Raw genomic sequence first — 13,067 nt, 5'->3', positions numbered from 1 at the left:
GCCTCTTAAATTCTCTAGAAAAGGAGAAATCACGTTCCAGCGTATATCGTCAGGATTATGAAGAACTTAAAGAGAGACATGCTAAACTCCTCCACCATAACCTGCGCCTCCTTCGAAAGCTACATCTTCATGGAGTAGACACAGATGAATTTGATGATAAAAAAAATGCTACTTTCGAGCCACAATAATTTTATCAGACAGTCAGTTCTTAATTACTGTCATGGCTGCTCTCAATCAATTAGAACAAGATCTTATTCTTATGTGACAACGTGAAGGAATTGTGCTTGCTGAGAATGGAGGACTGATATTGAGATTGTGAAGGTTGCTACTTAAACTGAGGGAGTGTTAGAAGAGGAATGAAAATACCTTTCTCTTTAATATCGCATTTGACCCATACTACGTAGTAGATAAGGAAGCTCATAAAAAAAGCGTGAAATACCACGCTTTTATGACTGTCGTTTTTTTAATTGTAAATTGCCTTTATTAAACATAATAAGTCCATTAATTCTCTCGTATATGGCATACAAAGGATATAGCAGACCAATAAACACGATAATGGAAGGTATTTTATCAATGACAGGTATTATGCCAGATAGCAAAGTTATTAATGTTTCTGTTAAGTAAATAAATAAAGGAATTATTGCGATCAAACCAATTAAAAGAAATGGGGTTACTTTTGTTTCTTCGACAATTCCAGCTCGTTTTCTTCCTTTTCGCGCAGCTGTCCGTCTGTATAGAGCGCCAAGATAGTTTTTGGAGGCTCCAACTGAATGAGCAGCTTCAGTTAAAGCAGATTTTAAATATTTATTTCCCTTTTTGCCTCTGGTTGATTTCCTTTTTCCTGCACTTTCATTGTGTCCTGGTACGAGGGCGGCCCATGAACATAATCTGGCTGCACTTTCGAACTGTTTTTCAACGTCCGTTCCGATTTCAGCTAGAATTTGTTCTGCCATTCGAGTGGCAATTCCAGGTATTGAATCCAGTCGTTCTATGTTTTCTTGATACACACTAACTCTTTGGGCAACCTCTTGATCTAGTTTTTCAATCTGCCAACGAAGTGAATACAATGAATGCACGTAGTCCGTCGGTATTTCTTCTAGCGACGTGTTCGTGATATATACATTCATGCCCATTAAACGTTTACTTTTATCTTTCATGACAATGCCTTTCTTCTTTTCACGTATCGCTTGATTTTTCAGGCGTGTTTGCGTTTGATCGTCGGTTAAACGATGGATAATGACACGTGCTGGAAGCTTCTGATTTTGTTCAATGTATGCCTCGGGTATTTTCATCGTGTCACCAGGGGTTAGACCAGACATCATTTGTGTCATATCAAGCTGGATGTATTCTGTTTGCTTTTTTAACGTGCTATTTTTGAAGTATTCTGGCTCAGGGTTTTTAATTTAAATGCGGGTATTCAGCTTCAACCGCGAGATATAGTAAGCCTCTTTATCATGAATGGCTTGTAAGTCTCCTAAATCGAAGTAACCAAGATCACGCAAACATAAATCGCCAGCCCCTACGGTTTCAAGACAGATGGTACCGTATGTTTTATCAATTCTTTCCTGGTCCAAGTTGCACGTTAAGAAATTGACCACTTAGTAAATCATATTCCAATTGAATTTTCACGCCTGCCGTATTACTACTCCCACCTGAACCTTGATAGTCAGTGGGAAAGAATCAGGTAGCTGAAACACAGTCGCATCTAAAATCCGAATACGTTCGAATGATGAAATCATGTGTGAAGATAGCGATTGTGTCGCACAAAGTTTTTGTGTTAGGAGTGAAGTAAAGACTTCTCGAAGGAATGCGACAGCTGCTGGATTAAAGCGTTAATTGAGTCCCTCTTGGCTCATTAGTACACCCGTCGAAGCCTCTAACCGACTACATAGTTGCGTAAGCGATGTACTAGCGACTTCTTGGCTGAGCCAAACGCAAAGGGCGATGAGTTCATTTGCTTGATACTTACTAGATCGTTGCACAAAATCAACTTGTTTGGCAGTTTCTTGTAGGACTATTGGAGATAGAAAGCGTTGTAATTCTTGTGCGAAAAGTGTCAGTTCACTGGAGTTGATAGGATTCATAAAAAACACCATCCTTTCTCGTAAACTTCTTATGATAAGCATAGCGTTTTTTCATTTATTTATCTCGATGCATTTGAAAAAGCATAGAAGAAGACAAAAAAAGTGGATATTGATATTTGGACATTAGAAGATCGAACTGCCACAGCCTTTTAGGTTGTGGCAGTTTTTTGTTTGTAACATTGCTGTCACAGAGGATTGTTACTATGTAAATGAAAGGAGGATACGATGGTTTTTTCAAGTCTTTTGTTCATTTATTTATTTCTACCAATCAATATAATACTGTATTACTCAGTGAAAAATAGAAGCTTTAGAAACATCATTTTGTTAATAACATCATTATGTTTTTATGCTTGGGGTGAGCCAGTATGGATTGTCCTATTACTTATTAGTAGTTGTGTTGATTATTGTCATGGATTGTATATTGAAAGATTTCATGGAACGAAATGGGCTAAATACGGTGTTGTTTCTTCCATTATATTAAATCTTTCTTTGCTAATAGCATTTAAATATAGTGCTTTCATCTATGGAAATATTAATCTTATTTTTAATACGTCGTTCCAAATACCCGATGTTGCATTACCAATTGGTATATCTTTTTATACCTTCCAAACAATCTCTTACACAGTGGATGTGTATCGAGGAAAAGTACAGGCACAAAGAAAATTTTCGACTTTCCTTTTGTATGTGTCATTATTTCCACAGCTAGTGGCGGGACCGATTGTTAGATATGCGGATATTGCCAAACAAATAGAGCATCGAACTACAAATATTAGCCAAATTAGTGATGGTGTGAATCGATTTATAATTGGATTAGGAAAAAAAGTATTGCTAGCTAATACAGCTGGTAGTTATGCCACGATGTTTATGGATCGTTCTTCGGAAAGTTTAACCGTAACAGAAGCATGGTTTGGTATTGCGATGTTTACGCTGCAAATCTACTTTGATTTTTCCGGATACTCAGATATGGCTATAGGGTTAGGAAAAATATTTGGCTTCGAATATAAAGAGAATTTTAACTATCCATATATTTCACGATCTGCTACAGAATTTTGGAGACGTTGGCATATATCTTTAGGTAGTTTCTTTCGAGACTATGTGTATATCCCACTTGGTGGAAACCGAAAGAATGAATTTTTTAATTTGATGATTGTATGGTTTCTAACTGGAATTTGGCATGGCACTAGCTGGAACTTTGTTGTTTGGGGACTATATTTTGGGGTTTTAATTTACTTAGAGAAAAAAATGATAGGAAGAGTTTTAGAAAAACTGCCGAGAATTGTTTCACACTGCTATTTACTAGTGGTTGTAATTATAGGATGGACTTTCTTCTACTTTACTAACATGAATGATGCTTTCTCTTATTTAAAAGTTCTCTTTGGTTTTGCTAATCAAAGCTTCGCTAGTACTGAGTTATATATTATTGTCACTAATAATATTTTCTGGATAGTGATTGCTATTTTATTATGTACACCACTAATCAAAGTCATTGGGAAAAAGGTTTTCAAAGGTGCTATGTATAAAGGTTGCTTGATTACTGGGAATGTTATGATTCTAATCCTGTGTACAGCTGTTCTGATTAGTGAAAGCTATAATCCATTTCTTTATTTCAGATTTTAAGGAGAGTAATGAATGAAAACCGGTAATAAATTCGAGATAATCCATATCGGTATTATGGTTGGAATTGTAATAGTGGGCTTTACATTATTCATTATATTACCAACAGATAACATTTCTGAAAATGAAAGACGTCAATTAACATCCTTCCCTACTTATTCAGCGGAAAACTTTCTAAATAAAAGTTATTCCAAACAAATAGATGTATATGTGAATGATGCATTTCCATTTCGTGAGCAGCTGATTGAGTTGAATTCCCTTTATAGTAATGCAAAAGGAATACGATTAGGAACAGATGAGATACAAATATACAATATAGAGAAATAAACAAAAGGACATTTAAAAACAATGAAAAAATATATGATAGTTTCAGCAATTGCGACCCTACTAGTTGCAGGATGTGCTTCTAAAGACATAGAAAATGAAAGTAAGGGGAGCATTGTTGAAGATAATAAACAAGAAGTTCCAGAGAATACCACTGCTGAAAAATCCGGCACCATTATTACACTCGGCGATCGAGCAGTCGAAATTTTTTACGGAAATGAAGAAACTGAAAAGCGATATTCCAATACTATTTCAAGTATGAAACAAGCTCTAGGAGAGCAAGTAGAAGTATATAATATGGTAGTTCCAACAAGTGTAGAATTTGCGCTACCGAAAAAGTATCAACATATGTCCAAACCGCAAAAACCTGTTATTGATAAAATTTATGACAATCTTAATAGTGAAATTAAGACAGTCGATGCGTATAAAGCATTAGAAAAACATAAAAATGAGTATTTATATTTTAATACGGATCATCATTGGACATCACTAGGTGCATATTACGCTTACGAACAATTCGCGAAAGAAGCAGGATTTAAAGCGAAGTCATTAGATGAATACGAAAAATATTCTAAGAAAGATTTTTTAGGTACATTATTTACACAAACTCAAGATACTAAACTAAAAGAGAATAAAGATGTTATTGATTATTACAAGATTCCCGTTGATTACAAGGTATTTCGTTATGAAAAAGGGAAAGAAGATACAGCAGTACCTTCAACGTTATATGCCGATTATGCAAATGGTGTAAATGCTTACTCTATATTTTTACATGGAGATTTTCCAATGATTAAAATTCAAAATAATGATAGTAATAAAGGGAGAAAACTAGTCGTTGTAAAAGAGTCTTATGGAAATGCATTTGTGCCATTTTTAATACCTCATTATGACGAAATATATGTAGTGGATTCTAGATATTACAATAGTAGTTTAACGAAATTAGTAAATGAAGAAGAGGTAAAAGAAGTATTATTCATCAATAATATATTTGCTGCTAATACGGAGAAAATTGTGAAAACACTTGAAGGATTACAGTGAAAAAGCAGAAGCCTATTCCAAGTGAGGAAACCATGTACGTCTTTGATTGCGGATGCGTAGATTACAAACACTTAAAAGATCGAACTGCCACAGCCTTTAAGGTTGTGGCAGTTTTTGCTTGTAACATTGTTGTCACACTGAGAATGTATGGTAGTAGTTAGTCTTCATACATAAGAGAGGTAGTGTGACTTTGAAAAGAGTAATTTGGAGAGTTATCAAATGCTTGTTCATCCTAAGCATAGTCGTAATAGGAATCATTGTTTCTGCATGTAAAATAGAGCCAAAACGTTTGGTGACAAGGGAATTTGAAGTAGAGCTGTCATCGGAAAGTCGGGAATCTATCAGAGTTGTTCAGTTTTCAGATGTGCATTTGGGTCCTAATTATTCATTACACCAGCTAGAGAAACTGGTCGATAGAATAAACGAGCTTGAACCTGACATCATCGCTTTTACGGGCGATCTCATAGATGTAGTATCTGAGTTCGAGGGAAGGTCAGAAATAAGTGGCATATTGGGTAAACTAAATAGTAGATATGGCAAATATGCTATTTGGGGAAACCATGATTACGGAGGTGGCGGGGTCAGGTTTTATGAAGACATTATGATAAAATCAGGATTTAAGCTACTTAAAAATCAGAATAGTGTCATTGAACTTGACGGTGGACAGTTAGTAACGATTATAGGGTTGGATGATGCGATGCTTGGACACCCAGATATTGAAAAATCATTTGCGGGTGTTAACAGCCAGGAAGCCAAATTGTTACTGCTGCATGAGCCGGATCTTGTAGACGAAATAGAGGCAGATCGTTTCGATTTAGCCTTGGCGGGACACAGTCATGGCGGGCAAGTGGTTGTCCCGTTATTTGGTCCTCTGGTGACACCCCCTTTTGCGAAGATATACACAAAAGGGATGTATCAGTTAGCGACGGACACATATCTGTATGTAAATAGAGGAATCGGCACGACGAAGATAGCTGTGAGATTTTGGAACCCTCCGGAGCTATCAGTGTTTGACTTAGCTATGTAAAACTTAAATGCCGAAGGAGGAATAAGAAATGGCTGTTTTAATCGCAGATGATGAGCCGCAAATGGTTAAGATACTTTCAACCTATTTCAAAAAGGAAGGCTTCAATGTCCTGACGGCTAATGATGGGCAGGAAGCATTGGATATATTTGAATCGACCAAGATCGAGTTAGCTATTTTGGATTGGATGATGCCGAAAATTGATGGTATAGAGGTATGTAAATATATCAAGGATAATAGCCAGACTAAAGTTCTGATATTAACAGCGAAAGGTCAAACGGAAGATGAAATAAAGGCCTTACATAATGGGGCTGATGAATATATTAAGAAGCCATTTGATCCACAAATACTACTATTAAGAGCTAAAAAACTTATGAATAATAGCGAAGAAATTAAAGTAAGAGATATTAGGATAATGGAGCATGAAAAAAAAGCATACAAGCACGAAGAATTATTACAGCTTACCAAGATTGAATATGATTTGTTGCTGTTTTTCAGTAGAAATAAAGGTGTTATTTTATCGAGGGACAGGCTGGTTGATAGCGTTTGGGGCATGGATTATGATGGTGATCTTCGAACAGTCGATACGCATATCCGGAGACTAAGAACTAAAATCGGTACTGATATTATCAAAACTTACCGAGGTGTGGGCTATTGTCTGGAGGTGAAGGAAGATTAAAATCGGGAGCAAGTTTTCAGTTGGTGTGTCATCCATTGTTATTTGCACTTTTATATTTTCGATGGTAGCAAATATTTTCCTGGTAGACAGATATTACATCTATGAGCAAAGGAAGATTTTAGACAAGATAGCGAGCGATATACGTAGTGTATCTGAAAATAATTTTGTGAACGACTTGGAACGCATAGAAGAGGAACACGCCGTAACCATAGTGTATTCAGAAATCGGTGGCAATTTGGATCGACTGAATGACAACATAAAATCAGAATTTGAAAGGAAGAAATTAAAGCTAAACAAATTTTGGATTACGGAAAGTACGTTACATACTTTGCAGAACAACAGTGTGAATAAAATCTATGACCAAGGCGTAAGCAAATATAAAGTTCTAACTAAATTTATCAAGATAGATCATTTTATTATTGCCATAGCATTGCCATTACCACATATGGAAGAAACAATTTTAATCATCAATCGATTGAATATATTTCTAATGACTATTTCAGTACTATTGATTGTTTCTTTAGTAGTCATTCTATCTAAAAAAATTACAAGACCTTTAGAATCCTTGAAAGTTTTGTCTCAGGATATAGCTGATTTGAAATTCAGGAAAGAAGAGATTAACACCAATGATGAGGTAGGCGATCTTGCAAAAAGTATAAATAGTATGAGTGAAAAATTAGAGAAAGCCCATGATGAAATCAATGGTCAAAATAAGCGATTGAAAGAATTAATGTCAGATGTGTCCCATGAGTTAAAAACGCCACTATCCATAGTGAAAGTGTATGAACAAGGTATAGTGGACGGTTTAGATGACGGAACATTTAGAGATATAATTGAAGAACAGATTGAGAAAATGGATGTCTTAATTGAAAAGATGTTGTTTTGGACAGAATTAGAAAGTAGCGCATATACCAAATCTAATTTTGATTTGGGTAAAAGAATGGTAGATATTATGGAGAAATACATGTTGATTCTAAAGGAAAATGATATTGATTGTTCCTTGCATTTTGATGCGAGTGAAGAATATTTTGTTAGTGCAGACAAAGAAGGAATAGATGTTGTTCTCGATAATTTAGTTACGAATGCAATTAAATATTCCAATGATAAGCGAATCGACATTACGTTAACTAGAGAGGCTAATGGCGTGAAGTTGACAATTGCTAACGGGGTTGGCGACATGGAAGAAAGTGATTTGGACAGTATATGGAGACCTTTTTATGTATTAGAAAAATCAAGAAGTAAGGAGCTTTCTGGCACAGGTTTGGGATTACCGATTATCAAGACCATCTTGGATCATCATAATTTCGATTTTGGATTTGAATTAAAAAATAATAGATTAGTGTTTTTTGTAACATTCGTGTAACACACCGGGATTACACTAGTTATGGAGGTGCAATACATGAAAAAAATACTATCAATCATGTTAATCGCTACAATTGCAACGAGTGTCCTTACCGGCTGTGTGAAGGACAAAAATATACCTAGCAAAGAGGTCCATTCACAGATAGATAATTTAGACTTTAACTTTAGTGTGGATCCAGAAACTTTAGCGTTTGAGGTAGAGTCCAATGGAACTATTGAAAGAGCATCGGAACCACTGGAGAAAATGGAGGTTTCAAATTTAGAAGACAGTGGAGATACTATTACCTGGAGCTATTTAGAAAAGGAAATTGATGTTGAAATTGAAAAAAAAGATGAGTATGTAGATGTATCCATAATATCTAACAAAGATGGAGATAACATGTTCGCGTGGCCGAAAGTGAAAGGTGATGGATATATGCTCCCGTTAAATCAAGGGAAGTATATTCCAAGCAATGATTCTATTTGGAAAGAATATTTAAGTGAAGAAAAAATGAAGGTGATTGAGGCTTTCTCTATGCAGTTTTTTGCAGTTGAAAAAAGTGAGTATTCACTAGTCTATATAATTAAAAATCCTTATAATAGTGAAATTAATTTTAAGACAAAAAATGATATTGAGTTTACTTTTAATCATGAATTTCCAGCTATTAACGAACAGAAGGAATATGGTTTTAGAATATATGTAACGAAAAAAGATCCAGTAGATGTTGCAAAGACTTATAAAAATTATTTGGTTGAACAAGGGGACTTCAAAACCTTGGGCGAAAAGACGGGAGAAAATAGTAATATTGAAAAGCTTTATGGTGCCCCACATGCTTATTTTTGGAATAGAACTGTGATTTCAGAGGAAAATATAGAATGGGCTATACTGAGAGACGCTATCCCTGAAAAACTGAAATTATGGATTCAGAGGTTACTAAATACTAAAGTTGAGGATGGTTCAGAACTTTCATCGGCCTTTAATGATTTAAATAACTTAGACTATGTAGACAAATATACTAAAAATAGAATTGTCAAAGGCTTAAGTGCTTTAATTCAGCTAAAAGAATTCTATAATCCAGAAATTTTTACTGAAGCAGATAAAGAAACACAGGAATTATTGAACAAAGGAATAGACAATATAAATGCTGTTGAATTAATTGACCTAAATAAGAGATTATTAAAAAGCGTACTTGGAAATGCAGTTGACCCAATAGAGCAGTGGGCAGATGCAAATACTGTAGAAGTGATAAAGGATATGAAGGATTCAGGGCTAGAAAAAATGTGGATTGGTTTGGATGACTGGCAGGAAGGATTTATTAAACCGGAGCTAGTAACAGAAGCCGAAGATATGGGCTATTTAATTGGTACCTATGATTCGTATCATTCAATCCATGAACCAGGTAAAGAGAAGTGGGAAACTGCTAAGTTTAAAGATACTTCACTTTATGAGAATGCAACTGTAACCAAAAAAGATGGGAATAAGATTGAAGGATTCCAAGGTGAAGGTAGAAAGTTGAATCCGACGCTTGCAATGCCTAGTGTAAAAGAAAGAGTAACTTCAATTTTAAATACTGGTTTAGCATTTAATTCATGGTTTTTAGACACGGACGGCACTGGGGAGATCTATGATGACTATACGCCAGAACATGTGACTACTGAAGAGGAAGATATTCATGCAAGAATTAAGAGAATGGAGTATCTGCAAAAAGAATGGAATATGGTAGTTGGAACTGAGGGCGGCAATGATTTTGCTAACAAAAATGTTGCTTTTGCACATGGAATAGAAACGCCATCATTTTCTTGGATGGATAAGGATATGAGCAAAAACAAAGAAAGTGACTACTATGTAGGGAGATACTATTCGAGTACTGGTGGAGTTCCAGAATTGTTTTCAAAACAAATACCTTTAAAGAATAAGTACAAGAAGTTATTTTTGGATTCAAACTACACAATCCCATTGTATAAGTTGGTTTACAACGATTCAGTGATCACGACTTATTGGTGGGGATGGGGAACCTTAAAAATAGAAGATGAAATATCAAATAGGATGTTGTATGAAGTACTTTATAATGTACCTCCTTTATATCATATAGATAAACATGAGTGGGAAAAACATAAAGAAACAATAGTAAGACATTCTAAGGTATGGTCAAATTTTAGCAAAAAAGCAATAACTGAAGAAATGACGGGTTTTAAAATTATATCAGATGATAGGCTAGTTCAAATGACTGAATTTGGTGAAGCATTAAGTGTAGTAGCCAATTTTTCGGAAGATGAGTTTAATTTTCAGGGTGAGACAATACCAGGAAAATCATTGTTAATTATTGATGGAAATAGTAATACTATCTATACACCGAAAAAGTAAGCGTGAAATCGGCAACATTCTAATTCCTTATTTTTCATGAGACAATCTTCCAAGAGACTGAATCCTTGGTTGGCTGCTTTTACCACAACTTATCGCTAGTTTAAAAAGCATATTACCAGCTTAAATGTAAGAGGCCATTGGAAAAGTCCATGTGAATCAAAAGGCGTTGTTTACTCATTTTTTTGAGCGAACGATGCCTTTTTTAAAAAGTAAATTACTTTCTACACAGTTAAACCCATTTTGATTTATTAGGGGTCCAGTCACATACCCATCAAGCTAACAACGGAAATGACTAGATATAAAATGCCCATTGTCGCAAAACGAGCGAGTGATGGAGAAGTAGGCACGCCAAAGAAGCCTACTAAAATATGATTTTTTTGCTAGGCAGCTTGTCTAGGCTTCATCGTCTTTTCATACACAACCCCTAGATTATCAAAAACGGTCTGCTTCTTATATCGATGACATTTACGACCGTTCTTTTTGAGTAGCTGATAAAGGCGATGCAGAATCGTTACAAGTTCATTTGGGTCATCTTTCATTGCTCGAAACAGTAACGGAAAGTAATCTTTAATCATGTAAATCGCTTTGTATTCACTCAGCTCTTGCTTTTTCTTTTCAAGTAGAAGCTGTCGCATTTGAAACATCGTAGAAGAACAAAGGAGAATACCGATGAGTTGCCCATATAAATGGCATTCTAGGCGTTCTTTTTTGATATTTTTACACTAGTCGATTTCAAAGAACGACTTCCATGTTTTAAATAACATTTCAATCTGCCAACGTAACGAATATAACGGATGTACATATTCTGTTGGCACTTCTTCCGGTGATGTGTTCGTGATGTATACGTTGATTCCCATTAGCCGCTTACTTTTGTCCTTCATGACAATACTGTTCTTTTTCTCACGTACGGCTTGGTTTTTTAGTCGTGTTTCGGTTTGATCATTCGTTAATCGGTGGATGATTACATGTGTCGGTAATTTCTGAATCTGGCCAATGTAAGCTTCCGGGATTTCAATGGTCTCACCTGGTTCCAGTTCCTCCATGATCTGTACCATATCGAGCTGAGTATATTCTGTTTGCTTTTTCAACGTGCCATTTTTGAAATACTCTGGTTCCAGATTTTTCACATAAATACATGTATTTAATTTCAAACGAGATATATAATAGGCTCTCAACTCATGAATCGCTTGTAAATCTCGCAAATCAAAATAACCTAAGTCACGCAGGCATAAATCGCCTGCCTCGACACTTTCAAGGCAATCCGCATCATATGTTTTGTCGTTATTTTTTCCTGGCCCTAGCTGCACATTTAAGAATTGGCCACTAAGCAGATCGTATTCAAGTTGGATTTTCACACCAGCCGTGTTACTACTCCCTCCAGAGCCTTGATAATCAGTGGCGAAGGAATCAGGTAGCTGAAACACCGTCGCATCTAGAATCCGAATACGTTTGAAAACAGAAATGATACGTGAAGTTAGCGATTTTGTAGCACAGAGTTTCTGTGTAAGGAGTAAAGTAAAGACTTCTCGAATAAATGCGACAGCTGTTGGATTAAGCGTTGATTCAGTCCTTCTGGGCTCATGAGTACGCCCTTCGAAGCCTGTAATCGACTACATAGTTGCCGTAAGCGATGTACTAGCGACTTCTTGGCTGAGCCAAACGCAAATGGCGATGAGTTCATCTGCTTGATATTTACTGGATCGCTGCACAAAACCAACTTGTTTGGCGAGATCTTGTAGGACTATTGGAGATAGAAAGCGTTGTAATTCTTCAGAAAGCGAGAGGTCCATGAAAAAACGTCATCCTTTTCGAGTAGTTTACTGAAAGAATAACGCTTTTTTCATTTTGGGGGAAATTCGTTTCATTAGCTTGATGGGCATGTGACTGTACCCCTATATGGTAATTGCATTACAATATTTCCTACTGCACCGTTATCACCTACATAAGAATCTTTAAATTGAAATATATCCTCATTTACATTATTTGAATTACATCCGTTTAAGAAAAGTAATATCAATAGCGAAAAGAAGAAAAATTTTGTTATTTTCTTCATTTCTTATCCCCCTTAAATTCAATATTTAAATTCACCTCCTACAATGCCTTCAAAGTCGTCAATTTCCATCTTTTGAATTCCCTGACCATTGCTGATCCTAAGCCAAACAACTATACCACCTCTAGCAAAATAATTAACATATCATATTCAAGAAAGGTTAGTTAGCTAAAAGCATATGTTTTATTGAAAGGATGTGATCGAATTATGGATCGGAAGAAATGGGGCGTTGGAGGATTAGTATTCGTTGGCTGCATGTTTCTTGGTGGAGGAGTGGGAGATTTGTTAGGAAGTTCCCACAACGGATGGCTGATAGGAATGGGTGTTGGATTTCTTGGGATAGCTTTAACGAGACTGATTGGAAAATGATCTTCTGCAATTTGGCCCTTTTGCTGAATAAGGTTTCTAAGGAACACATGAATGCTCTATACTAGTTAACATAAAGTCAACTATAAGAAGATAGCAAAAACGCCAAACCCATATGGTTCAATAGTTTGGCGTTTGTGTGTTTTTTATCCTTTATTCAGGATTTTATACAACCTTGATGT

The 13,067-nt window shown here is 35.7% G+C and carries 10 protein-coding genes and 2 pseudogenes; 9 read left to right on the top strand and 3 right to left on the bottom strand.

The genetic code is table 11. The features are described 5' to 3' along the window. Positions 1-689: 689 nt before the first annotated feature. A pseudogene (locus JFU50_RS27760) lies at positions 690-2,084 on the bottom strand (IS4 family transposase); the annotation flags it as partial. A 225-nt stretch (positions 2,085-2,309) separates the two neighbouring features. Between JFU50_RS27760 and JFU50_RS27755 the strand changes: the two are divergent. From JFU50_RS27755 to JFU50_RS27720, 8 genes are all read left to right on the top strand, one after another. Continuing rightward, positions 2,310-3,701, top strand: a complete 1,392-nt coding sequence (locus JFU50_RS27755) for an MBOAT family O-acyltransferase (protein ID WP_201224961.1) — start codon at positions 2,310-2,312, stop codon at positions 3,699-3,701. 12 nt (positions 3,702-3,713) lie between these two features. Next, positions 3,714-4,025 (top strand): DHHW family protein, encoded by a 312-nt coding sequence (locus tag JFU50_RS27750; protein ID WP_201224960.1) that lies wholly within the window; start codon positions 3,714-3,716, stop codon positions 4,023-4,025. 21 nt (positions 4,026-4,046) lie between these two features. Further along, positions 4,047-5,060 carry a DHHW family protein gene (locus JFU50_RS27745; RefSeq protein ID WP_201224959.1) on the top strand — a complete coding sequence of 338 codons (1,014 nt, stop codon included), beginning with the start codon at positions 4,047-4,049 and terminating at the stop codon, positions 5,058-5,060. Then, positions 5,057-5,221, top strand: a complete 165-nt coding sequence (locus tag JFU50_RS27740) for a hypothetical protein (RefSeq protein WP_201224958.1) — start codon at positions 5,057-5,059, stop codon at positions 5,219-5,221. Before JFU50_RS27745 ends, JFU50_RS27740 begins: the two co-directional genes overlap by 4 nt. Before the next feature lie 29 nt (positions 5,222-5,250). Continuing rightward, positions 5,251-6,087 (top strand): metallophosphoesterase, encoded by an 837-nt coding sequence (locus tag JFU50_RS27735; RefSeq protein WP_201181230.1) that lies wholly within the window; start codon positions 5,251-5,253, stop codon positions 6,085-6,087. Positions 6,088-6,115: 28 nt separating this feature from the next. Next, on the top strand, positions 6,116-6,763 hold the full coding sequence (locus JFU50_RS27730) for a response regulator transcription factor (RefSeq protein ID WP_201181228.1): 648 nt from the start codon (positions 6,116-6,118) through the stop codon (positions 6,761-6,763). Between the two features lie 61 nt (positions 6,764-6,824). Further along, a complete protein-coding gene (locus JFU50_RS27725; RefSeq protein ID WP_201181226.1) occupies positions 6,825-8,126 on the top strand; it encodes a sensor histidine kinase in 1,302 nt (433 codons plus the stop codon). 36 nt (positions 8,127-8,162) lie between these two features. Further along, entirely contained in the window at positions 8,163-10,469 is a 2,307-nt protein-coding gene (locus JFU50_RS27720) for a glycoside hydrolase (RefSeq protein WP_201181225.1), read from the top strand. 380 nt (positions 10,470-10,849) lie between these two features. On the opposite strand, the pseudogene JFU50_RS27715 reads toward JFU50_RS27720, so the two are convergent. Both JFU50_RS27715 and JFU50_RS27710 read right to left on the bottom strand, forming a co-directional pair. Further along, positions 10,850-12,259: pseudogene (locus JFU50_RS27715) on the bottom strand (IS4 family transposase). A gap of 74 nt (positions 12,260-12,333) precedes the next feature. Further along, positions 12,334-12,522: a hypothetical protein gene (locus tag JFU50_RS27710; protein WP_201224957.1), complete on the bottom strand. Its 189-nt coding sequence runs from the start codon at positions 12,520-12,522 to the stop codon at positions 12,334-12,336. A 204-nt stretch (positions 12,523-12,726) separates the two neighbouring features. Here JFU50_RS27710 and JFU50_RS27705 point away from each other — a divergent pair, with 204 nt between their 5' ends. Next, positions 12,727-12,888, top strand: coding sequence for a hypothetical protein (locus JFU50_RS27705; RefSeq protein ID WP_200949483.1), 162 nt, complete (start codon positions 12,727-12,729; stop codon positions 12,886-12,888). Positions 12,889-13,067 lie beyond the last annotated feature (179 nt).

Origin of the sequence: Peribacillus sp. TH14, assembly GCF_016651145.1 — a bacterium.
GTDB lineage: Bacteria > Bacillota > Bacilli > Bacillales > DSM-1321 > Peribacillus > Peribacillus butanolivorans.
This window is presented reverse-complemented; position numbering and strand designations above follow the sequence as displayed.

Excerpts from the sequence above, each read along its gene's own strand:
- JFU50_RS27755 (WP_201224961.1), top strand. The coding sequence starts at position 2,310 with ATGGTTTTTTCAAGTCTTTTGTTCATTTATTTATTTCTACCAATCAAT.
- JFU50_RS27725 (WP_201181226.1), top strand. The coding sequence starts at position 6,825 with ATGGTAGCAAATATTTTCCTGGTAGACAGATATTACATCTATGAGCAA.
- JFU50_RS27720 (WP_201181225.1), top strand. The coding sequence starts at position 8,163 with ATGAAAAAAATACTATCAATCATGTTAATCGCTACAATTGCAACGAGT.
- JFU50_RS27705 (WP_200949483.1), top strand. The coding sequence starts at position 12,727 with ATGGATCGGAAGAAATGGGGCGTTGGAGGATTAGTATTCGTTGGCTGC.
- JFU50_RS27730 (WP_201181228.1), top strand. The coding sequence starts at position 6,116 with ATGGCTGTTTTAATCGCAGATGATGAGCCGCAAATGGTTAAGATACTT.
- JFU50_RS27710 (WP_201224957.1), bottom strand. The coding sequence starts at position 12,522 with ATGAAGAAAATAACAAAATTTTTCTTCTTTTCGCTATTGATATTACTT.
- JFU50_RS27750 (WP_201224960.1), top strand. The coding sequence starts at position 3,714 with ATGAAAACCGGTAATAAATTCGAGATAATCCATATCGGTATTATGGTT.
- JFU50_RS27745 (WP_201224959.1), top strand. The coding sequence starts at position 4,047 with ATGAAAAAATATATGATAGTTTCAGCAATTGCGACCCTACTAGTTGCA.